This window comes from Nocardioides sp. CCNWLW239 (assembly GCF_037137035.1).
Lineage (GTDB): Bacteria > Actinomycetota > Actinomycetes > Propionibacteriales > Nocardioidaceae > Nocardioides.
This window is the reverse complement of the sequence record NZ_JBBBNW010000002.1, coordinates 1,019,361-1,041,880: the sequence shown is the minus strand read 5'-3', so window position 1 is coordinate 1,041,880 and position 22,520 is coordinate 1,019,361. Positions and strand designations below refer to the sequence as shown.

Genomic DNA, 22,520 nt, shown 5'->3' with positions numbered 1-22,520 from the left:
AGGCGCGTCGGCCGAGTGGTCACCGCGCTGCCAACTCGGTCGACGGGAGCGACTTCTCGGCCGACGTACCCGACTTCTCGGCGCGAAAGGGTGACAAGTCCACCAAAGTCCGATAGGTCTTCCATGCCGATTTCCGCCAACCCGGATCCGATCCTCCCCCTCGGGACCGGCGGGACGACACTCTCGAACCCCCACTCTCGAAGGAGACGTACGTGCCCAACGGACTCACCACCGGACGCGGCCTGAGCCTGGCCGCCGCAGGTGTCGCAGCGATGGCGCTGACCCTGACCGCATGCGGGTCGGGCGGCATCGACGACGAAGGCGGTGGTGGCGAGGACACGCTGACCATCGGATTCGTCTCGACGGAGACGGGCTCCTCGGCGCCGTTCGGCGAGGCGAACAGCTTCGTCGTCGACGAGCTGGAGACCTACTTCAAGGACAACCCGGTCAAGGCCGGCGACAAGGAGCTCGACGTCGAGATCGTGGTGCGCGACGCGCAGAGCGACACGACGAAGGCCGGGGCGGTGGCCGGCGACCTGATCAACAAGGACGGCGCCGACATCATCGTCGCCTCCTCGACGCCCGACATCGTCAACCCGGTCTCGGAGCAGTGCGAGGCCAACTCGATTCCCTGCATCACCACGGTCGCCCCGTGGCAGCCGTTCGCGATCCGCAGCGGCGACAAGCCGGCGGAGCTGAAGTACAGCTACCACTTCTTCTGGGGCCTGGAGGACGTCGCCACCGTCTACCAGGACATCTGGAGCAAGGTCCCCAACAACAAGAAGGCCGGCGGTCTCTTCCCGAAGGACCCCGACGGCGAGGCCTGGGGTGCCAACTTCCCGGCGCTCACCGAGGCGTCCGGCGTGAAGATCGACAACCCGGGCAACTACCCCAACGGCACCAAGGACTTCTCCGCCCAGATCAGCGCCTACAAGGGTCACGACGTCCTGGTCGGCGTCCCGATCCCGCCGGACTTCACCACCTTCTGGCAGCAGGCGAAGCAGCAGGGCTACAACCCGAAGGTCGCCACCATCGGCAAGGCGCTGCTCTTCCCGAGCAGCGTCGAGGCGCTGGGCCCGATCGCCCACAACCTGTCCACCGAGGTCTGGTGGACCCCGACCGCGCCCTACAAGTCCTCGCTGACCGGCCAGTCCGCGCAGGAGCTGGCGGATGCGTACGAGGAGAAGACCGGCAAGCAGTGGACCCAGCCGCTGGGCTTCGCGCACGCGCTCTTCGAGGTCGCGACCGCCGCGGTGACCGAGGCCGGCTCGACCGACGCCGACGCGATCACCGAGGCGCTCTCGGGTCTCGAGGTGTCCACGGTCGTCGGTGACGTCGCCTGGGGCAAGGACGAGAACGTCCCGCCGTACGTCGCCAAGACCTCCCTCGCGGGCGGTCAGTGGCGCCAGGTCGAGGGTGGAGAGCACCCGTTCGAGCTGGTCGTCGTGCAGAACTCGCTGGCTCCCGACGTACCTCTCGGAGGCGAGCCCGAGGCTCTCAAGTGACCTTGCTCGTAGCTGACGGCCTGGCCAAGTCCTTTGGCCAGGTCGTCACGGCCCGCTCGGTCTCCTTCCAGGTGGCCGCGGGCGAGGCCCTCGGCATCGTCGGCCCCAACGGCGCCGGCAAGTCGACGCTGCTCAACCTGGTCACCGGCACTCTCCCGGTCGACGCCGGGACGATCCGGTTCGACGGCGCCGACGTCACCCGGATGCCTGCCGCCCGGCGTACGGCCCTCGGGATCGGACGTACGTTCCAGGTCCCCCGCCCCTTCGAGGGGCTCACCGTCTTCGAGAACGTGCTGGTCGGGTCCACCTTCGGTGCCGGCTCGCGCCGCCGCGAGGCGAACGACCAGGCCTGGCAGGCGCTGGAGACCGCCTCGCTCGCCCATCTCGCCAACACCCCCGCCGGCTCCCTGCGACTGCTCGACCGCAAGCGGCTCGAGCTCGCCCGCGCGCTGGCCACCCAGCCCCGGCTGCTGCTCCTCGACGAGATCGCCGGCGGCCTCACCGAGCACGAGCTACCCGAGCTCATCGCGACGATCGGCGCCATCCGCGACGGCGGCACCGGAGTCGTCTGGATCGAGCACATCGTGCACGCATTGCTGCAGGTCGTGGACCGGTTGATGTGCCTGGCCCAGGGCGACGTCGTCGCCACCGGCGACCCGCGCGAGGTGATGGCGAGCGACGCCGTCGCCGCCGTCTATCTCGGCTCGCCTGACCTGGAGGGCGCGTGAGCCCGCGGAATGCTCACCGAGGTAACTCGGTCGGTGGTCACTGCCTTCGTGGAGTTCCACGAGGGAAGTGCGAGCTCAGTGACGTACCTCGGTCAGCATCCCGGGACGACCCGCGGCATGCCCACCGAGGTAACTCGGTCCGCGTCCACTCCCCTCGCGGAGTTCCACGAAACCAGCACCCGTTCACCGAGTTACCTCGGTCAGCATTCGAGGGAGACCGATGACCCTGCTCGAAGTCGACGCGATCGACGTGAGCTACGGCGACTTCCGCGCCCTGCACGGCATCACCCTGACCGTCGCCGAGGGCGAGACGCTGGCCGTGATCGGCGCCAACGGCGCCGGAAAGTCGACGTTGCTGAAGACGATCGCCGGGCTGCTCCGGCCGAGCGCCGGCCAGATCCGGTTCAACGGCCACAACGTCTCGCACACCCCGGCCCACCGGCGAGTCAGGGAAGGCATCGCGCTCACGCCGGAAGGACGGCGGATCTTCGCCTCGCTGACCGTCGAGGAGAACCTCAAGGTCGGCGCCTACGGCCGCCGACCCGGTCCGTGGAATCTGGCGACCGTCTACGACGCGTTCCCGCTCCTCGCCGAGAAGCGCGAACGCCGCGGCGCGCATCTGTCCGGTGGCGAGCAGCAGGCCACCGCGATCGGCCGGGCGCTGATGGCCAACCCGAAGCTGCTCCTCCTCGACGAGGTCTCGCTCGGTCTCGCTCCGGTCGTGATCGCCGACATCTACAAGGCTCTCCCCACGATCACAGGAAAGGGGACGACGGTGCTCGTGGTCGAGCAGGACCTCACCCAGGCGCTCACGGTGGCCGACCGGGTGCAGTGCCTCCTGGAGGGCCGCACGGTCCTCGAAGGAGCAGCAGCCGAGGTCACCCGTGAGCAGGTCCAAGCGGCGTACTTCGGGGTCGATGAACAGGAGGCCGGGTGATGGACTGGATCAACGCGGTCCTCCAGGGACTCCTGCTCGGCGGGCAGTACGCGCTCCTCGCCTGCGGTCTCAGTCTGATCTTCGGGGTGATGCGGATCGTCAACCTCGCCCACGGCGTCCTCGCGGTCGCCGCGGCCTACCTCGCGTTCTGGCTCGTCCAGCAGACCGGGATGCCGTCGTTCCTCACGATCGTCGTCGTCATCCCGGTGCTCGCCGCGGTCGGCTACGCGATCCAGCGCGGCCTGTTCAACCCGGCGCTGCGCCACGGTGAGCTGTCGCCTCTGCTGGTCTCGTTCGGCCTGGCCGTCATCGGCGCCAACCTGCTCCAGGAGATCTTCACGGCCGACTCCCGCAAGATCTCGATCGGCGACCTGTCCACGGCATCGGTCGAGCTCGGCCCGCTCAGGCTCGGCGTCTTCTCGCTGATCACGCTCGTGGTGGCGATCGGCGTCATCGTCGGGCTGCAGCTCTATCTCTCCCACACCCGCACCGGCCGCGCGATGCGCGCGACCAAGGACGACCCCGAGGCGGCCACGCTCATGGGCATCGACGAGCGGCACATGTACGCCCTCGCCACCGCCATCGCGATCGGCACCGTCGCCCTGGCCGGTGTGTTCCTCGGCATGTCGACACAGTTCAGCCCGACGTACGGGGATCTGGTCCTCATCTTCGCCTTCGAGGCGGTCATCATCGGCGGGCTCGGCTCGCTGTGGGGCACGCTCCTCGGTGGGCTCGTGCTCGGCGTCGCGCAGACCGTCGGCGCCCAGATCGACCCGGCCTACGGCGTCCTCGCCGGCCACCTGGTCTTCCTGGTCGTGCTCCTGTTCCGGCCCCAGGGCCTGCTCCCGAAGGCGGTCGTCGCATGAGCACCTCAACCCTCGCTCCGCAAGACCTGAAGGTCGTACGCGGCGGCTGGCCGTCGCTGGCCGGCGGCGGTGTCCTGGCCGCGGTCGTGGTGTTCCTGGCCGCGGCGCCCTGGTTCGTGTTCAGCCCGGGTGACGTGACGAACCTGGTCACCCTCTTCGCACTGATCATCCTCGGCACGACCTGGAACCTGATGGCCGGCTACGGCGGTCTGGTCTCGATCGGGCAGCAGGCGTTCATCGGCGCCGGTGGTTACGGCGTGATCAAGCTCGCCGACGTCGTCGGACTGCCGGTCCCGGTGGCGGTGGTGGCGGCCGGCGTGGTCTGCGCCGCCCTGGCCGTACCGACGTCGTTCCTGCTGTTCCGGCTGGTCGGAGGCTACTTCGCGATCGGTACGTGGGTGGTGGCCGAGGTCTTCAAGCTGGTCACCCAGGAGCTCCCCGGCTTCGGCGGCGGCTCCGGCCTCTCGCTCACCGCGTTCCAGGGCGTCGACCGGGTGACCCGGATCGCGACCGTCTACTACCTGGCGCTCGGGCTGGCCGTGCTCGTCGTGCTCGCGACGTACCTCTTGATGCGCTCGCGCCTCGGACTCGGTCTGACCGCGATCCGCGACGACTCGGTGGCGGCGGCGTCGCTCGGGGTCGCCGTGCGACGCTCGCAGCGGATCGTCTACGTCGCCGCCTCCGGCGGCGCGGGGCTGGCGGGCGCACTGATCGCGGTCAACGGCCTGCGGGTCTCGCCGGACTCGATGTTCTCGGTCCAATACACGGCGTTCATGATCTTCATCGTCGTCATCGGCGGCCTGGGGACGATCGAGGGCCCGATCCTGGGTGCGGTGATCTTCTTCGCGCTGCAGCAGCTGCTGGACGCGTACGGAACCTGGTACCTCATCGCGCTCGGTGCCGTCGCGATCGCCGTCGTCCTGCTGGCCCCGCGAGGCCTCTGGGGGCTGGCGACGCGGGGTCGCTACGAGGTCTTCCCGGTCGGTCACAGGGTTTATCCACAGGCTTCTCCACAAGAGGCCCAGTCTGTGGATTTCGGACGGGATTCTCGGTGAGCTTACTGACGAGTAACATTGGTTGAGTGACCCAGACCTCCGCCCCCAGGATCATCCCCGAGGCCCATGTCATCGAGCGTGCCGAGGGCACCAGCTTCACGCTGACGGTGGTCCGTGCGGCGGACCCCGAAGCGCCGACCCTGCTGGTCGTGCCCGCGATGGGCATGCCGGCCGGCTATTACGACAAGCTGATCGTGGCCTTCGCGGAGGCGGGGATCAACGTCGGCCGGATGGAGCAGCGGGGTCACGAGGAGTTCGGTGGGCGCGTAGCCGGCTGGGACTACGACTTCGGTTACGCCGACCTGGTCGACGACATCGCCGCCGCCGTCGACCGTCTCGGCGAGCTGGTCCCGGCCTCGGCCGGTGCGGCGTACGTCCTCGGGCACAGCCTCGGCGGCCAGGCCGCCAGCGCCTACGCCGCGCTGCACCACGACCGGGTCGCTGGACTGGTCTACGTCGCCTCGCAGACGCCCTACTGGCGCAACTACGGCCCGGGCTTCCTGGTCGCCAGCCAGGTGATGGGCCTCGTCGGCCGGGTCGTCGGCCACTTCCCCGGCAAGCAGCTCAGGTTCGCCGGACGCGAGGCGCGCACCCTGATGAAGGAATGGGCGAGGTACGCACGCACCGGCCGGCTCCGCTTCGGGCGACCGGCACGCGACGTCACCCCGCTGATGCGCACCGTGGCGAAGCCCGCGCTGATCGTCTCCATCGAGGGCGACTGGCTGGCACCCAGTGAGACGGTCGACGAGATCCACCGGCGGATGCCGGGCCTCGAGGTCGCGCGCGTGCACCTGGACGAGCCCGGCATCGACCACTTCAAGTGGGCTCGCAAGCCGGACTCGACCATCGCCGCGGTCAAGGCGTGGCTGCCTCTCGACAGCTGAGTCGCGTACGCATTTCCGCCAACCCGCGTGCCCATCTTTGATGCTGCCCGAGCGGGACGGTAAGACTCGCCCTGAGACTGCGATCACACACCCCACCGCGGTCTCGGAAAGGTGAGGAAATGCCAGTCTTCGACGACGGCCAGGAAGAGACCGAGATCCCGGAGACCGAGGATGTCGTGACCACCGACGTACTCGTCGTGGGATCCGGCCCGGCCGGTGCGTCCGCCGCGCTCTTCCTGAGCGAGCTCGGTGTCGACAACATCATGATCACGAAGTACCGCTGGACCGCGAACACCCCGCGGGCGCACATCACCAACCAGCGTGCGATGGAGATCTTCCGCGACCTCGGCATCGAGGAGCAGGTGCTGGCGGACGCGACGCCGCACGAGCTGGTCGGTGACACCGTCTTCTGCACGAGCATCGCCGGCGAGGAGATCGGCCGCATCCGTACGTGGGGCACCCGCCCCGACCGCGAGGCCGACTACCAGCTGGCCAGCCCGTGCCTGACCGTCGACATCCCGCAGACCTACCTGGAACCGATCCTGGTCCGCAACGCGACCGAGCGCGGCACCCAGACCCGGTTCTCCACCGAATACCTGAGCCACGTCCAGGACGACGAGGGCGTCACCACGATCGCCCGCGACCGGCTGACGGGGCACGAATACAAGATCCGCTCGAAGTTCCTGATCGGCGCCGACGGGGCTCGCACCCAGGTCGGCGCCGACATCGACCTCCCGATGGAGGGCGCGATGGACATCGCCGGGTCGATGAACATCACCTTCAAGGCCGACCTCTCCGAACTCGTCGACCACCGTCCCTCGGTCCTCTACTGGGTCATCCAGCCGGGCTCGAACGTCGGCGGCATCGGCACCGGCCTGGTCCGGATGGTCCGTCCGTGGGACGAGTGGCTGATCGTGTGGGGCTATGACATCAACCAGCCGCCGCCGGAGCTGACCGAGGAGTACGCGGTCAAGGTCATCCGCGACCTGCTCGGGATGCCCGACCTGGAGCCGGAGGTGACCGGCTACTCGCTGTGGGGCGTGAACGAGATGTACGCGACGCACGCCCAGAAGGGCCGCGTCTTCTGCGCCGGCGACGCGATCCACCGGCACCCGCCGTCGAACGGCCTCGGCTCCAACACCTCGATCCAGGACTCCTACAACCTGGCCTGGAAGCTCGCTGCGGTGCTGCAGGGGTACGCCGAGCCGTCGCTGCTGGAGTCCTACTCCGCCGAGCGCGCGCCGGTCGCCAAGCGCATCGTCACCCGCGCCAACCAGTCCGCGCGCGAGTTCGGCGAGCTCTTCGAGGCGCTCGGCGTCGTCGGCCTCGAGGGCGAGGAGATGGCCAAGGCCATCGAGGAGCGCAAGGCCAACACCCCCGAGGGTGCCGCCAAGCGGGCCGCCCTGGTCACCGCGATGGAGCGCAAGAACTACGAGTTCAACGCCCACGGCGTCGAGCTCGGCCAGTTCTACGAGTCCAACGCGGTCCTCTCCGACGGCACCCGGCCGGCGCCGACCGAGGACGAGGACCTCTACCACCGGATGTCGACCTCGCCCGGCGCTCACCTGCCGCACGCCTGGGTCGGCGACAACGTCGAGAAGCACGCGATGCTCGACCTGGCGCCCTACACCCAATGGACGCTGATCACCGGCGTCGCCGGTGAGGCGTGGGAGGACGCGGCCGAAGCGGCCCGGACGAAGTTCGGGATCCCGCTCCAGACCGTCGTCATCGGCCCGGGCCGTCCGGTCACCGACCTCTACTTCGACTGGGCCAAGCTCCGTGAGGTCGAGGAGTCGGGCGCGATCCTGGTACGTCCCGACAAGCACATCGCCTGGCGCGCCATGTCGCTGCCCGAGGACCCCGGCGCAGCGCTGGGCGAGGCGGTCGCGACGCTGCTGGGCAAGGCCTGATAGATCCGGTCCGAGCGGGGGGAACACATGAAGTTCACGCATGATTCGCTCCCGCAGCGGGTCCGCTTCGCCACCGGCGAGGCGCCCGCTGCGGTGGCCGCAGAGATCGACGAGCTCGGCGCGCGGCGGGTGATGGTCTTCGCCGGCGAGCGCGAGGCCGAGCTCGCCGCCCGGGTGACGGCCGACGTCCCGGTCGCGCTGCACCACGACGAGGTCGTGATGCACGTGCCGGTCGAGGTCGCCGAGCGGGCTCGCGAGCGGGCGGCCGAGGCCGCGGTCGACGCGCTGGTGTGCGTCGGCGGTGGCTCGACCACCGGCCTCGCCAAGGCCGTCGCGCTCACCACGGGGCTGCCGATCGTGGCGGTCCCGACGACGTACGCCGGGTCCGAGGCGACCAACGTCTGGGGGCTGACCTCGGGCGAGACGAAGACGACCGGCATCGACGCCCGCGTCCTGCCGCGGTCGGTCGTCTACGACGCCTCCCTGCTGACCACGTTGCCCGGCGAGATGACCGTCGCCAGCGGGCTGAACGCGCTCGCCCACTGCGTCGACGCGATGTGGGGGCCGCGGGTCGATCCGATCGACCGGGTCAACGCCGCCGAGGGGATCCGGGGGCTCGCCGCCGGGCTTCCCCTGGTCAAGGCCGACTCGGAGAGCATCGCAGGGATCGAGCAGACCCTCTACGGCGCCTACCTCGCCGCGGTCTCGTTCACCTCCGCCGGGTCGGGCATGCACCACAAGATCTGTCACGTGCTCGGCGGCATGTTCAACCTGCCGCACGCCCAGACCCACGCGGTCGTGCTCCCGCACGTGCTCGCGTTCAACGGCCCGAACGCCCCCGAGGCGGAGGCGCGGATGGCAGCAGCGTTCGGCGCGCCGAGCGCCGTGGCGGGGCTGGCGGAGCTGCGTACGACGCTCGACGCGCCGAAGGCGCTCCAGGACTACGGCATGCCCGAGGACGGCATCGCCAAGGCGGTCGCCCCGATCATGGCCGCCATCCCCGACAACAACCCCACCCCGGTCACCGAGGAGAACCTGACCGCGCTGCTGAGGGCGGCGTGGGCGGGAGAGGAGAGCTGATGAGCGACGGAGCCGACGTATCGCCGGAGCAGCAGGCGGTCGAGCAGACCCTGGTCGACACCGTGGTCGCGTCCTTCGACAACTGCGAGGACCCGCGCCTGAAGGAGGTCATGGTCTCGCTGACGCGCCACCTGCACGCCTTCATCCGCGACGTACGCCTCACCGAGGACGAGTGGGCCGCGGCCATCGAGTTCCTGACCCAGGCCGGCCACATCACCGACGACGTACGCCAGGAGTTCATCCTCCTCTCCGACACCCTCGGCGCCTCGATGCAGACGATCAACATCAACAACGAGGCGTACGCCGACGCGACCGAGGCCACCGTCTTCGGGCCGTTCTTCGTGGAGGACTCCCCGGCGATCGAGCTCGGCGGGGACATGGCCTTCGGAGCCCCGGGCGAGCCCTGCTGGGTCACCGGGACCGTCACCGACACCGACGGGAAACCGCTGGTCGGAGCGCGGATCGAGGTCTGGGAGGCGGACGAGGACGGGCTCTACGACGTCCAGCGCGACGCCGGTGCCCGGGCCGCGCGGGCGCACCTGTTCACCGACGACGAGGGCGGCTACCGGTTCTGGGGCCTGACGCCCACGCCGTATCCGATCCCCGACGACGGCCCCGTCGGCAAGATGCTGACCGCGGTCGGACGCTCGCCGCTCCGCGCCTCGCACCTGCACTTCATGGTCACCCACGAGGGCTGCCGCACGCTGGTCACCCACATCTTCCCGGAGGGCGACCCGATCGGCTGGAAGGACACCGTCTTCGGCGTCAAGGAGTCGCTGATCAAGAAGTTCGAGCGGCAGGCCGCGGGGACACCGACGCCGGACGGTCGAGCCGTCGACGGCACCTGGTCACAGGTGCGCTTCGACATCGTGCTCGCGCCCGCCGGGGTCTGAGACGTCCCTGGCGTGCGTCGGGCACAGGGGTGTTGCTCGAGCGCGTCAGGGATCCTCAGGGCGCCGGGCGGACGGTGTAGGTGAACTCCTCGCGGACGAGGACGTCGCCGGAGCCGGAGGACGGGTTCGTGGTGATGATCAGGTGGTCGGTCACCCGTGAGTCGGCCGGATACGGGTGGTGGTAGATCGTCGCCTCGGTCGAGGTCTCGCCCTCGGCGATGACCGAACCGTTCACGACGAGCCCACCCGCCGGCGCCGGATGGTCCAGGGTGATCCGGAGCGTTCCACGCACCCAGCCGTCGCTTCCCTCGGGGGTCAGGACCGGCTCGTCGACGGTGAACCGGTCCCCGGCCCGGAACGGGCGGATCTCCGGCCGCACCTGCATCACCCGGGCGGCGCTCTTCTGGTTGCGGGTGGCCCGGATCGTCACGGCGAACGCAGGCAGCGACCCGACCGACGGTGCCTTCGTGAGCGCCTTGAACGACGCCGTACGCCGCCCGGCCGCGACGGTGACCGAGCCCGGGACCGCGACCCACGACGAGCTCGACGTGAGGCCGACCGCCAGGGATGTCTTGGCGACGCAGTCGAGCGTCACCGTCCCGGTGGCGGCCTGGCCGGCGTGGACGTACGACGGCAGCGCCACGGCGGTCGGCACCGGCGTGGGATGGCACGGGGTCACCGAGCGGACCAGTGCCGCGCGACGTACGACCTGACGGTGGACGGCCTTGACCCGGCCGCTGCTGCGGACCGCCGTCGGCGAGGTCCGAACGGTGACCTTGGCGGTGCTCCGGCCTGTGGAGACATAGACGTACGCCGGGACCCGGATGCCCGTGCTGGCCCACAGCCTGACCGCGGTGCGCCTGGGTGTCCGGCAGGTGAGGGTGACCGTGGCGGTGGTCGACGCTCCGCCGACCACGCTGCTCCTGGACAGCGTCAGCGCCTTGAGCGCGGGCCGGCAGCCCGCCTCGGCCGGCGGCGACGTCACCGCCGCGGGGACGGTGACGACAGCGGCGGCCAGGACGATGCCGAGGGCAAGACGTGCAGCACGGCGTGACATGGCGTACCTCCAGATCCTCGGAACATAGCCGGACCGCCGGCACGTGCTGCGCGCACATACCGGCGGTCCCCCAGATCAGGTAGCGCCCTCGGTCGGGCTACTCCGAGGAGTCGGTGTCGGCCGTCGCGAAGTCGACCTTCAGGGAGTCGAGGATCGAGATGACGGTCTGCTCCGTCGCCTCCTTGTCGACGCCGGCGTCGTGGAGGATCCCGGCGCCGTCCTCGTGCTCGAGCAGGGCGAGCAGGATGTGCTCGGTCCCGACGTAGGAGTGCTCGAGCCGCAGCGCTTCCCGGAACGTCAGCTCCAGCACCTTCTTGGCGTCGGCGGTGAACGGGATCATCTCGCCGACCTCGCCGTAGGGCTCCGGCGTGGCCGCGGTCGCCACCTCACGTACCGACTCGAGGGTCACACCCTGTGCCCGGATCGCGTGGCCCGCGACGCCCTCCGGCTCGGAGAGGAGACCGAGCACGAGGTGAGGTACGCCGGTCTCCGCGTTCGCGGCCTTCCGTGCCTCCCCCTGAGCGGCGACGACCACCGTGCGGGCACGCGGGGTGAACTTCGCGAACCCGGCGTTCGGGTCGAGCGCCGCCTCGCCGGCCTTGGGGACGTACTTCTTCTGCGCCGCCTGCTTCGTCACCCCCATCCGGGTCCCGATCTCGGTCCAGGAGGCGCCGGAGCGGCGAGCCTGATCCACGAAGTGTCCGATCAGATGGTCGGCCACCTCACCCAGGTGCTCGCCGACCACCATCGCGTCGGCGAGCTGGTCCAGCGGCTCGGTCCGAGCCTTCTTGATCGAGTCGATGAGGGTGTCGAGGCGTACGGCCTTGAGGGCAGGGTCCGGTGTGCTGGTCATGCGTTTCTCCTTGGTGGTCGGAACTGTCGGGTCATGGCACGCGCCGGAGTGGGACCGCGATTCCCACCGTGACGGTGTTGAGCGTGAACCTGCCGCCGAGGTCGTCGATGGCTGCACCGACCACCTCCAGCACCGGCGCACACTGTTCGGGGGAGAGCCGGGTGAGCAGGCCCTGGGTCGGCACGAAGTCGAGCCATTCCGCGCGCGAGACGTCGCGCGACCAGGAGAACCGCCACGGCTCCGGCTCGGCGAACCCGCCGAGCCCGACGAACCGCTCGCCGACCTGCCGGGCGCCCTCTTCGTACGTCTTGTCCGCCTGCTTCATGGCAGCGGGGTCGAGAGGGAGGTCGGGCATGACCGTCCTCAGTCCGTCGAGAAGGGCATCACCAACGGGCGCGGGCGGCGCATAGACGTTCCAGAAGGCCGCGAACAGCCCACCGGGTCGGAGCACGTCCCGCACCTTCGCAGCGCCGGCAGCCGGGTCGACCCAGTGCCACGCCTGCGCCGAGACGACCGCGTCGAACGTACGCCCCGCAGCATCCCAGTCCTCGAACCGCGACTCCTCCACGACGAGCCCGCGCGAACGGGCGTACGCCGCCATCCGGGCGTCCGGCTCGATGCCGAGCACGCTCGCGCCGGCCGCTTGCAGCTGCCTGGCCTCGATCCCGGTCCCACACCCGACATCCAGGACCTCAGGGCCTGGCGAGAGCTCCTGGACCCGGGCGATGAGCTCGTCGGGGTAGGCCATCCGGGCGCGGTCGTAACGGTCGGCGTCAGCACCGAACGACTCGGCCATCTGCCGTTGTCGGTGTGCGGGGTTGGATCCCGAAGCGGTCATGCGTCAACTGTAGGTTGACGGTCCTGGGTCGTCAACCGTGAGTTGACGATTGGGGCTGAAATCGACGATTACCGCCGGATGTCCAGGCCGAAGGTCTCGTTCGCCGAGTATCTGCTCAACGGACCGACGATCGATGATCTCGACATCGAACGTGACCGCTTCCTCGTGAGATCGACCTGGACGAGTTGATATGACCTACCTGCTCGATACCCATGTGGTTTCCGAGGTGCGGCGCAAACGCCCCGATCAAGCGGTCGTCAGATGGCTTGCCGCCCAGCGGGACGACGATCTGTATGTATCGGTGTTGACCATCGGCGAGTTACGCAAGGGTGCGCTCAAACTGGCGGCGCGGGGCGACGCTGTTGCGGGGTCCTTGCTGGAGTGGATCGACGGAGTCGAACAGGATTACCAGGAACGCTTGCTTCCTGTGACGGTCGACGTCGCGAAGCGGTGGGGTGATCTGAACGCCGACCGGCCCCTGCCGGTGATCGACTCACTGCTCGCCGCGACTGCCATGGAGAACGGACTCACGGTCGCGACCAGGAACACCAAGGACTTCGAGCTGACTGCGGTCGCCGTTCACAACCCCTTCTCCGATGCGTAGATACGCAGCGGGCCGGTCATCCTGGTGGATGCGGTGTATCGAGCCTGTCGAGATGACCGGCCCCGCAGCGTATGTCGTGCGTCAGTGGGTGGCGTTGGAGATCTGGATCATCTCGTCGCGCGGGACGACCTTGATCCGCTCGCGGCCCTGCGCCTCGCCGAGGGAGCGCTCGTGGTTGTCGAGCTTCTCCCAACCCTCGATGGTGGTGAACTCGACGCCCTTGCCGGACAGGTGCTCGAGGACCGAGGCCGGCGAGCCGAGCTCGGCGGGCTTGAGCTTGTCGAGGTCGTGGAGGAGGTTGTCGATGGTCTCCTTGGCGTCGGACTTGGTGTGGCCGATGAGGCCGACCGGTCCGCGCTTGATCCACCCGGTGACGTAGGTCCCGTTGATGTGCTCGCCGTTGAGGTCGAGCACGCGGCCGCCATCGTTGGGGATGACACCGTTCTCGCCGTCGAAGGGCACGTCGGGGAGCGCCTCGGAGAGGTAGCCGACGGCGCGGTAGACGGCCTGCACCGGGGTGTCGATGAACTCGCCGGTCCCGGAGACGGTGCCGTCGCCGTTGTATTCGGTCTTCTCGGTGCGCAGTGCGACCACACGGCCGTCCTCGCCGATGACCTCGACCGGGTTCTGCATCATGTGGATGACGATCTTGTGAGGCTTGCCGGCCGACGGCGCCTCCATGTACTTCAGCAGGATGTCGGCCACCAGCTTGGTCGCCTTGTGGCTCTGGATCGCCTTCTCGCCGGCCTCGTCGATCTCGAAGCCCTCCTCCTCGACGACGACCTCGACCGACGGGGAGTGGGAGAGCTCGCGCAGCTCCATCGGGCTGAACTTGATGTGCGCGGGGCCGCGGCGGGCGAAGACGTGGATCGTCTTGGCGGGGTTCTTCTTCAGACCCTCGTAGACGTTGTCGGAGACCTCGGTGACCAGCTGCTCGTCGGCAGGCTTGGCCAGCATGCGAGCGACGTCGAGCGCGACGTTACCGGCGCCGAGAACAGCGACCTCCTCCGCCTCGAGCGGCCATTCCCGCGAGACGTCGGGGTGTCCGGCGTACCAGCTGACGAAGTCGGCCGCGCCGTAGGACTGGGGCAGGTCGATCCCCGGGATGTTGAGCTCCCGGTCGGCCATCGCGCCGGTGGCGAAGATGACGGCGTCGTAGAACCGGTGCAGGTCGTCGAGCTTGAGGTCGGTGCCGAAGTCGACGTTGCCGATGAAACGGATGCTGTCCTGGTTCAGGACGCGCTTCAGGGCCTTGATGATCTCCTTGATTCGCGGGTGGTCAGGAGCCACGCCGTAACGAACCAGGCCGTAGGGAGCAGGCAGGCGCTCGATGACGTCGACGCGCGCACCAGGGTGCTCCTTCGTGAGGATGTCGGCAGCGTAGATGCCGGCCGGGCCGGCACCGACGATCGCAACGCGGATGTCACGCATAAGGGAGTTCAACCTTCCGTGGAGTACTAAGGCAAGCCTAAAGGGGGGTGTGCAACCCTCCGAATCCGTTCCACCAGGTGGTTATGTGGCCGTACGTGGGTTTCACGCTCAATTCTAGAACGTGTTCTCGTTTGCAGTGGGTCGGGAGACGTGATCTCTGACACGTGCGGCGTGTCGTCATGCCTGCCTCGTTGACGTGGCCCCGCTTTGTCGTGGTGGAGATTCAGGTACGTCGGGTGAACCGGATCCGCCCATCCGGCAGCCGCTCGTGCCCGTAGTTCGGGTCATGAATCCTGTGGTGATCCCGCGGGCACAACAGCACCATGTTCGCGAGGTCGGTTCTGCCGCCGTCGGCCCAAGGTTTCAGATGATGGGCCTCGGTCCAGGCCGCTGGTGCATCGCAGTCTTCGGCTTGGCAGCACTTGTCTCTGAGTCGTAGCGCCCGGTGTTGGACCGGGTGGGCCAGGCGTGCGGTGCGGCCGAGGTCGAGGACCTCGGAGTCGGTGCCGAGAACGACGGGGACCAGATCTGCGTTGCAGGCCATCCGTCGGGCCTCGGCCGCGGTGATCTTCTCCCCATCAAAGCCGAGGGCGGCTGTGCCGAGATCAGCACGGAGGTCGTCGATGCTCATCGTGACGAACACCGTGGTCGCATGCCCACCATGCCTGGGCAGGTTCTCCACGTCATAGGTCTCCACGATCCGCGCGAACGCCTGACCGAGGAGCCGGTCATACGGGACGTGACGGCCCTTGTCGAGGGCCGACCACTTCCTCGGCTGCGCCAGCGAATCGACCATGGTCCGCAGTCGCATGCCCACGGCACGGGAGACCCGGGCATGGATGTCGATGGTCCCGTCGCCGTTGTCGCGCGTAGAGAAGAACGTCCGCCGGGCGGCACGCTCCTCCTCCCGCTGCAACGCCTTGGCCTCGGCGGCCTCGAACCGCTCCGGGTCGACCTCGACCAGGATCCGCTTCCCGATGTTCTTGAGCTCGTTCGCGGTGTGCACCGTGGCGTACTCCACCAGCAGCTTCTCCGCCAAGACCAGGTCCTCGACACTGGCGGCCGGGTCGGCCTCGACAGCGTCCAGGGCGCGGGTGATCACGTGGGCTTTGGCCTGGGAGACCACGCCTTCGGCAAGGCCGGCGGCGACGAGGTCGTACTTCGCGACACCGGCAGCCAGTTTGATCTGCGACCGGGCCTCCGCTTTGTCGACGAGCAGTTCGGTCAGCATCCACCCCGAGGCGTCCTTCGCCCCGGTCTCCTCAGCGATATCACCAGCCACAGCAAGCACCCGCAGCTTTAGCGCAGCCTGCTGGGCTTGAAGCTTCTCCAGCCGCTCGAGGAGGTCTTTCTTCTGCTCGGTGCGCCAGTAGATCGGGTCGGTCGACAACAGCTCTTGGACGGCGTTCTCAATGGACTGCAGGGCGGCGTCGATCGCGTCACCGGGGTGGGTGCCCCAGTGGTCGATGTCGCGCCCGAGACTCATCGCAGTTCCTTCCAGGAGTGCCTGCCTGATGCTCGATATTATACGCGGCAACACCTTCAGAAGTCACCTGTTTTTGCAGGTCATCACTGACTTTCGCGGTGAGCGAACGACGTTCCCCTTCGTTGACACACCCGGGCCGCCGCCCCGATAGCCAGCCAAATCTTTTCTCGATCTGGTCCGGAGTCCAGGACCGCCGAAGGCGGCCGGCGTAGCCGGCGGGCCGAAGGCCCGTCCTTGACGCCGGTCCAGATCGAGAAGACCCTCGAAGAGGGGTCGGCGGCCCACGCCAACCCAGCGAGAGCCAACCCAAAGAGAGCCAACCCCACGAGAAACGTCCCAACGGGGATCCCAAGAGATGCTCAACCAGACGATCCAGCGCCCGAGAGCCGCTGGATCCCGATGACCCGCAAGAGCTCGAGCTTCTCCGCGGCATCGGTTCCCTCGGCCGGGAAGTAGGCGAGCAGCTTCACGTCGCCCTCCTCGGTGAGCAGAACCTCGCAGCGTACGACGACCGGTCCGACCTCTGGATGGACGAACGTCTTCAGGTCCGCGCGGCGCACGGCGACCTCGTGGCGCTCCCACAGCCGGCGGAACTCCTCGCTCACCTCGAGAAGGTCGTGCACGAGCGAGGTGATGTCCGGGTCGCCGGCGCGCCGGGCGTACGTCGCCCGCAGGTCCATCACATGGTTGGCCGACATCCGGTCCCAGTCGTCCGAGGGTGCCGGCCGCAGGTCGGGCTGGGTGAACCAGCGCCACATCAGGTTGCGGCCGCGGCCGGGCTCGTCGGGCAGCGGTGGCAGCAGTGCGGTGGCGAGCGGGTTGAGCCACGCGATCTCGCCGACGTCGGTGCAGATCACGACGGGGATGTCGGTCAGCCGCCGTCCGAGCGCGATCAGCCCGGGACGTACGTAGTGACCCGCCCGTCGCGGAGGAGGGGGCATCCCGGCGAGGTAGAAGAGGTGGTCGCGCTGGTCGAGGTCGCACTGCAGTGCCCGAGCGATCGCGGAGAGCACCGATGCCGACGGCGCCGACCCGCGCGCCTGCTCGAGCCGGGTGTAGTGGTCGGTCGAGACCCCGGCGAGTGAGGCGACCTCCTCCCGACGAAGGCCGGGCGTACGCCGCCGCAACCCGTCCGGGAGTCCGACGTCGGAGGGCCGGAGCAGCTCCCGGCGACGGCGCAGGAAGTCGGCGAGCTCGCGGCGGTCGATCACGCTCCCCATCATCCGTCGGCCGTCGGCGGTTATCCAGGGACGGCGCGTCCCTGGATGTGCCGTGCCTGCCGCGCCGTCCGAGGTCGTCGCATGCTGGACGGCATGACGACACTCAGCAGATTCAGCAGCCGACAGCTCGGCAAGAACGGTCCCGTGGTCACCTCCCCCGCGCTGGGCGGGATGAGCCTCTCCGGCGCCTACGGCGCGGTCGACGACGAGGAGGGCGTACGCGTCATCCACGCCTACCTCGACGCCGGCGGCACCTTGATCGACACCGGCGACTTCTACGGCGCCGGGCACAACGAGATGCTGATCGCCCGGGCGCTGCGGGAGCGCAGCCGCGACGACGTGGTGCTCTCGGTGAAGTTCGGCGCCCTGCTCACCCCGGTCGGGATGCCGGCCGGGTTCGACGGACGACCGGAGGCGGTCAAGTCCTCGCTGACCTACTCCCTGCAACGGCTCGGCACCGACCACATCGACATCTACCGCCCCGCACGCCTGGACCCGCAGGTGCCGATCGAGGAGACCGTGGGCGCGGTCCAGGAGATGGTGGAGGCGGGCTACGTACGCCACATCGGGCTGAGCGAGGTCGGCGCCGAGACGATCCGGCGGGCCGCTGCGGTGGCCCCGATCGCCGATCTGCAGATCGAGTACTCCCTGCTCAGCCGGGGGATCGAGACCAACGGCATCCTCGACATCTGCCGCGAGCTGGGCATCGGGATCACGGCGTACAGCGTCCTCGGGCGTGGCCTGATCGGCGGCAGCGGCACCGTCGACGGCTCGCTGGGCCGGATGCCGCGCTTCCAGGGCGACAACCTCGACCACAACCGGGCGCTGGTCACGGCGTTGGAGGAGATCGCGGCCGCCAAGGGCGTCACGCTGGCACAGCTGGCGATCGCCTGGGTCGCGGCCTGCGGCGAGCACATCGTCCCGGTGATCGGCTCCCGCCGGGTGAGCCAGGTGGAGTCCATGGTCGGAGCGAACGACGTCGTGCTCGACGATGCGGATCTTGCCCGCATCGACGCCGCCGTCCCGGTCGGTGCCGCCCGTGGCGACCGCTATCCCACCCAGTTCATGGGCCAGCTCGACAGCGAGCGCTGAGCGGGCTGAGCGCGGGCTGAGCTGGTCAGGCCGTGGGATCCGTGGCCCGCCAGCGGAGCGGGTCCTCCTCGGACTCCTCGACGACATGCGCAGCGAGGCCGACCGTACGTCCGATCTGGAACAGGACCTCCGCAGTGGTGTCGGGCAGGTCGCAGGTGAGGACGAGCGCCGCGAGCGCCCCGTCGATGTTCGGCCGGCGGTCGGTTCGGGAAGCGATGTCGTCGAGGCGGGCCAGGGCCGGCGCGGAGCCGTCGACGAGCGCGAGACGAGCGAGGACGGCGTCGGCACGCGGGTCACCCTCGGGATGACGCCAGTGCCCGAACCCGGGGACCGGGCTGCTCGGGTCGGCCGGGGGACCGTCGCGCAGCACGGCGAGCGCCGAGGGACCGATGCCGCCGTGCAGCAGCCCGGAGAGCGCGGCGTACCCGGCGACCAGGCAGTCGTACGCCGAGGCCCGCGCCGAGGCCGCGACCCGGGCCGCCACGACCGAGGCGGCCAGGCCGTGGTCGACGAGGGCCACGAGCGTGGTGTTGAGCGTCGCCACCTCGCGAGGGGTGCCCGGACGGCCGGCGAGCGCAGCGAAGATCCCCGACGGGACCGGCGCGTCCGGCTCCGGGTGACCGCCGAGCACGGCGGGGGCCGCGTCGAGCAGGCCCTTGGCGACGCCCGCGGCCTCGGCAGGCGCGACCCGCTCGCCCTGCGAGCCCGCCCACTGGGCGAGAGCCGGGAGGCGACGGCGGAGCGGCAGCGCGGTCAGGTGGGCAGGGACGGCGACGTCCACCGAGGGAGCCGAGCCCAGGACGAGGTCGACCACCTCGTCCCACGGCTCGTCGGCCAGATCGGCCAGAGGTACGCCGCGGAGGAACAGCTCTCCCTCGCGCACCTCGCTCACGCTCGAGCGGACCGAACGCATCGGGAGCACGCCGAGCGGGGACCCGGGGTGGTGACGGGTGCTGGCCAGCGCGTCGATCTCGGCGCGGTCGAACAGGCTCTCGCTGCCACGTCGGCGCCGAGTGAGCAGGCTCCGGCTGACGTAGGTGTAGAGCGTCGTGCGCTTCACCCCGAGGCGCTGCGCCGCCTCCCGTGTCGTGATCCACTCCGTCACGGAGCCACTCTCGCCCACGGACCGGCTCCGGCGCCATGTCGACTCGATCGACATCGCGCCGTCTCGGCCGCAGCGGCACGGTGAGGTCATCTCGACAAGCTCGAGGACCTGAGGATTTCCGAGGAGGAGACACCATGCAACCGCCCAGCGACCTGACCGACATCGAAGAGCGCTACCGACTCCACGCCGCCGAGATGTCCACCTCGCCCTGCTACCACGCCTGGGCGAGCGCTGTCGCCGACGACCCGGAGGTGCTCCGGCGGCTGTCCGGCCTGCCCCCGCTGAAGCAGCAGGCCAACCTCGTCTTCGCCGCCGCTCGCCGGCACGGCCTGGCACCCGGACCGTACGACGACCTGCGGGCCCTGCTCCTCGGCCCCGAGTGGCCGGCGGTGCGCGAGACGATCCTGGCCCGGCGTACGCAGACCAACGAGGTCGCGCGGCTGACCGCCCTGACGCTCGCGCTCGGGATGCTCGGGGACGGGCCGGTCGCGCTCGTCGAGCTCGGCGCCAGCGCCGGACTCTGCCTCTACCCGGACCGCTACGACTATCTCTGGGGCGGCGCGGGCGAGCTGCTCGGGTCGGGAGGGCCGACGCTCCGGATCCCGGTGTCCGGACCGGTCCCGGTCCCCGCCGGCCATCCGCGCATCACCGCTCGCGTCGGGATCGACCTCGACCCGCTCGACGTCACCGACGAGGACGACATGGGTTGGCTCCTCACGTTGATCTGGCCGGGCCACGACGAGCGCCGAGACCGCCTGGCCGCGGCGATCGAGGTGACCAGGGCCGAACCGCCCCACCTCCTGGCCGGCGACATGCTCGACCGGTTGGACGAGGCGATCGAGATCGCCGCCGCCTCGGGCGGGACCCCGGTGGTCCATCACAGCGCGGCCGCGGCGTACCTGGACGAGCACGATCGCGCCGAGCTCGAGAACCGCCTGCGTACGCTGGTTGCCGCGGGCCGCTGTCACTGGATCAGCCTCGAGGGGCCGCGAGTGATCCCGTCCCTCGCTGTGACGGCCCCGAGGCCGTACGCGGCCGATCACTTCTGTCTCGCGGTCGACGGACGCGCGCTCGGCTGGTTCCAGGGTCACGGCGCGGCGCTCGGCTGGGTGTCGCCCGAACCTGCGGGTGAGTACCCCAGTAAATAGTGGGTACTCCCGGATCCGGCAGCGAGCCGGGACCATGGAGGCGTACCGCTCGAGCGCAGGTGCGAGCTCGGCAGTGAGACCGTGAGGAAGACCACAGGTCTTGGACCGATACAACCGGCCAACCCTGGTGTCCACGTGCTGATCTGTCCTACCGTTACCGGCCGGTAACCAGCACGGTGGGGTTCCGGACCGGTGCCGGTCATGAATCGGTCACGCGCTGATCGGCTGACCGGGATCCCACCTTGCTGGAGACTGAAGACACTGCGCAGCTAGACCCAAGGAGTCGAGGATGCTCATCGGAGTGACCCGAGAGACGAAGCCTGGTGAGACCCGGGTGGCGGCCACCCCCGCAACCGTCAAACAGCTGACCGGTCTGGGCTACGACGTCGTCATCGAGGGTGGCGCCGGCGAGGCGTCCAGCTTCACCGACGAGGCGTACGCCGAGGCCGGAGCCCGCATCGGCACGGCCGCCGACGCGTGGGGTGCCGACCTGGTGTTCCGCGTCAACGCCCCCTCCATCGGAGAGGTCGAGCTGCTGAAGAGCGGCGCCACCCTGATCGCGCCGCTGGCGCCGGCACAGAGCGCCGAGCTCCTCGACGCCCTGGCCGCGCGCAAGGTCGACGCGTTCGCGATGGACGCGGTGCCGCGTATCTCGCGGGCGCAGTCCATGGACATCCTCTCCAGCCAGGCCAACATCGCCGGCTACCGTGCCGTCGTCGAGGCCGCCCACCACTTCGGCCGATTCTTCACCGGCCAGGTGACCGCCGCGGGCAAGGTGCCGCCGGCGAAGGTGCTCGTGGCGGGTGCCGGTGTGGCCGGCCTGGCCGCCATCGGCGCCGCGAGCTCGCTCGGCGCGATCGTGCGCGCGACCGACCCCCGTCCGGAGGTCGCCGACCAGGTCAAGTCGCTCGGTGGTGAATACCTGAAGGTCGAGGTCGAGGTCGAGAAGTCGACCGACGGCTACGCCAAGGCGACCTCGGAGGCCTACGACCAGCGCGCCGCGGAGATCTACTCCGAGCAGGCGCAGGACGTCGACATCATCGTCACCACCGCGCTGATCCCGGGCCGCCCGGCGCCGAAGCTGATCACCGCGGCCGACGTGGCGAGCATGAAGCCCGGCTCGGTCATCGTCGACATGGCCGCCGCGATGGGCGGCAACGTCGAGGGCACCGTCAAGGACGAGGTCGTCACCACGCCCAACGGCGTCACGATCATCGGCTACACCGACCTGCCCGCACGCCTCCCCGCGCAGTCCAGCCAGCTCTACGGCACCAACCTGGTGAACCTGATGAAGCTGGTGACGCCCGAGAAGGACGGCGAGCTCGCTCTCGATCTCGAGGACCAGGTCCAGCGCGGCCTGACCGTCGTGCACGACGGTGGTGTGCTCTGGCCGCCTCCGCCGGTGCAGGTCTCGGCGGCCCCGGCCGCTGCGGCGCCCGCCGAGGCCGCCGCGGTCAAGGAGGAGAAGAAGCCGCTCTCCGCCGGCGCGAAGCTCGCGCTGGTCGGCACCGGTGCGCTCGCGCTCTTCCTGCTCAACGCGGTCGCCCCGGCTGAGATCACCCGCCACTTCACCGTGCTGACGCTGTCGGTGGTGATCGGCTTCTACGTGATCGGTCACGTGCACCATGCGCTGCACACCCCGCTCATGTCGGTGACCAACGCGATCTCCGGGATCGTCGTGGTCGGTGCGCTGCTCCAGCTGACCGCCAGCGACGACGTCGTCCTGGTGCTCGCGGGCATCGCCACCCTGCTGGCGAGCATCAACATCTTCGGCGGCTTCGCCGTGACCCGTCGCATGCTCTCGATGTTCCGGAAGGCCTGAGGCAAC

At 69.5% G+C, this 22,520-nt stretch carries 20 protein-coding genes; 13 read left to right on the top strand and 7 right to left on the bottom strand.

Translation table 11 applies throughout. The features are described from left to right. The first annotated feature begins 212 nt into the window (after nt 1-212). The 9 genes from WBG06_RS10805 to WBG06_RS10765 all read left to right on the top strand — a co-directional run bounded on the left by WBG06_RS10805 (nt 213) and on the right by WBG06_RS10765 (nt 9,858). On the top strand, nt 213-1,505 hold the full coding sequence (locus WBG06_RS10805) for an ABC transporter substrate-binding protein (RefSeq protein WP_336736621.1): 1,293 nt from the start codon (nt 213-215) through the stop codon (nt 1,503-1,505). Then, nucleotides 1,502-2,233: an ABC transporter ATP-binding protein gene (locus WBG06_RS10800; protein ID WP_336736620.1), complete on the top strand. Its 732-nt coding sequence runs from the start codon at nt 1,502-1,504 to the stop codon at nt 2,231-2,233. The genes WBG06_RS10805 and WBG06_RS10800 overlap by 4 nt, the downstream gene beginning before the upstream one ends. A gap of 220 nt (nt 2,234-2,453) precedes the next feature. Further along, nucleotides 2,454-3,170: an ABC transporter ATP-binding protein gene (locus tag WBG06_RS10795; protein ID WP_336736618.1), complete on the top strand. Its 717-nt coding sequence runs from the start codon at nt 2,454-2,456 to the stop codon at nt 3,168-3,170. Next, nucleotides 3,170-4,036 (top strand): branched-chain amino acid ABC transporter permease, encoded by an 867-nt coding sequence (locus WBG06_RS10790; protein WP_336736617.1) that lies wholly within the window; start codon nt 3,170-3,172, stop codon nt 4,034-4,036. Before WBG06_RS10795 ends, WBG06_RS10790 begins: the two co-directional genes overlap by 1 nt. Next, a complete protein-coding gene (locus WBG06_RS10785; protein WP_336736615.1) occupies nt 4,033-5,091 on the top strand; it encodes a branched-chain amino acid ABC transporter permease in 1,059 nt (352 codons plus the stop codon). Before WBG06_RS10790 ends, WBG06_RS10785 begins: the two co-directional genes overlap by 4 nt. A 26-nt stretch (nt 5,092-5,117) precedes the next feature. Next, the gene (locus tag WBG06_RS10780; protein WP_336736614.1) at nt 5,118-5,975 is read left to right on the top strand and encodes an alpha/beta hydrolase family protein; all 858 of its coding nucleotides are present in this window, start codon (nt 5,118-5,120) and stop codon (nt 5,973-5,975) included. 119 nt (nt 5,976-6,094) lie between these two features. Then, nucleotides 6,095-7,885, top strand: a complete 1,791-nt coding sequence (locus WBG06_RS10775) for an FAD-dependent oxidoreductase (RefSeq protein ID WP_336736612.1) — start codon at nt 6,095-6,097, stop codon at nt 7,883-7,885. A 27-nt stretch (nt 7,886-7,912) separates the two neighbouring features. Beyond that, nucleotides 7,913-8,965, top strand: a complete 1,053-nt coding sequence (locus WBG06_RS10770; RefSeq protein ID WP_336736610.1) for a maleylacetate reductase — start codon at nt 7,913-7,915, stop codon at nt 8,963-8,965. Continuing rightward, entirely contained in the window at nt 8,965-9,858 is an 894-nt protein-coding gene (locus WBG06_RS10765; RefSeq protein WP_336736608.1) for a dioxygenase family protein, read from the top strand. Before WBG06_RS10770 ends, WBG06_RS10765 begins: the two co-directional genes overlap by 1 nt. 55 nt (nt 9,859-9,913) lie before the next feature. Here WBG06_RS10765 and WBG06_RS10760 read toward each other — a convergent pair whose 3' ends face one another. The 3 genes from WBG06_RS10760 to WBG06_RS10750 form a co-directional block, all read right to left on the bottom strand. Further along, nucleotides 9,914-10,915, bottom strand: coding sequence for a hypothetical protein (locus WBG06_RS10760; protein ID WP_336736606.1), 1,002 nt, complete (start codon nt 10,913-10,915; stop codon nt 9,914-9,916). Nucleotides 10,916-11,012: 97 nt separating this feature from the next. Then, nucleotides 11,013-11,768 carry a Clp protease N-terminal domain-containing protein gene (locus tag WBG06_RS10755; RefSeq protein ID WP_336736605.1) on the bottom strand — a complete coding sequence of 252 codons (756 nt, stop codon included), beginning with the start codon at nt 11,766-11,768 and terminating at the stop codon, nt 11,013-11,015. A gap of 31 nt (nt 11,769-11,799) precedes the next feature. Further along, a complete protein-coding gene (locus tag WBG06_RS10750; protein WP_336736603.1) occupies nt 11,800-12,606 on the bottom strand; it encodes a class I SAM-dependent methyltransferase in 807 nt (268 codons plus the stop codon). A gap of 190 nt (nt 12,607-12,796) precedes the next feature. Here WBG06_RS10750 and WBG06_RS10745 point away from each other — a divergent pair, with 190 nt between their 5' ends. Next, nucleotides 12,797-13,210 (top strand): type II toxin-antitoxin system VapC family toxin, encoded by a 414-nt coding sequence (locus WBG06_RS10745; protein WP_336736601.1) that lies wholly within the window; start codon nt 12,797-12,799, stop codon nt 13,208-13,210. A gap of 81 nt (nt 13,211-13,291) precedes the next feature. On the opposite strand, the gene WBG06_RS10740 is transcribed toward WBG06_RS10745, so the two are convergent. From WBG06_RS10740 to WBG06_RS10730, 3 genes are all read right to left on the bottom strand, one after another. After that, nucleotides 13,292-14,641, bottom strand: coding sequence for an FAD-dependent oxidoreductase (locus tag WBG06_RS10740; protein WP_336736600.1), 1,350 nt, complete (start codon nt 14,639-14,641; stop codon nt 13,292-13,294). Between the two features lie 223 nt (nt 14,642-14,864). Beyond that, nucleotides 14,865-16,127, bottom strand: a complete 1,263-nt coding sequence (locus WBG06_RS10735) for an HNH endonuclease signature motif containing protein (RefSeq protein ID WP_336736598.1) — start codon at nt 16,125-16,127, stop codon at nt 14,865-14,867. Between the two features lie 359 nt (nt 16,128-16,486). Beyond that, a complete protein-coding gene (locus tag WBG06_RS10730; protein WP_336736596.1) occupies nt 16,487-17,338 on the bottom strand; it encodes a helix-turn-helix domain-containing protein in 852 nt (283 codons plus the stop codon). A gap of 102 nt (nt 17,339-17,440) precedes the next feature. On the opposite strand from WBG06_RS10730, the gene WBG06_RS10725 reads away from it, so the two are divergent. After that, complete coding sequence (locus WBG06_RS10725) at nt 17,441-18,439, top strand: aldo/keto reductase (protein ID WP_336736594.1); 999 nt, start codon at nt 17,441-17,443, stop codon at nt 18,437-18,439. Between the two features lie 25 nt (nt 18,440-18,464). Here WBG06_RS10725 and WBG06_RS10720 read toward each other — a convergent pair whose 3' ends face one another. After that, nucleotides 18,465-19,544: a citrate synthase gene (locus tag WBG06_RS10720; RefSeq protein ID WP_336736593.1), complete on the bottom strand. Its 1,080-nt coding sequence runs from the start codon at nt 19,542-19,544 to the stop codon at nt 18,465-18,467. Nucleotides 19,545-19,678: 134 nt separating this feature from the next. On the opposite strand from WBG06_RS10720, the gene WBG06_RS10715 reads away from it, so the two are divergent. Together WBG06_RS10715 and WBG06_RS10710 are read left to right on the top strand one after the other, a co-directional pair. Further along, entirely contained in the window at nt 19,679-20,692 is a 1,014-nt protein-coding gene (locus tag WBG06_RS10715) for a DUF2332 domain-containing protein (protein ID WP_336736591.1), read from the top strand. Between the two features lie 289 nt (nt 20,693-20,981). Next, nucleotides 20,982-22,514 (top strand): Re/Si-specific NAD(P)(+) transhydrogenase subunit alpha, encoded by a 1,533-nt coding sequence (locus WBG06_RS10710; protein ID WP_336736589.1) that lies wholly within the window; start codon nt 20,982-20,984, stop codon nt 22,512-22,514. Nucleotides 22,515-22,520: the final 6 nt, after the last annotated feature.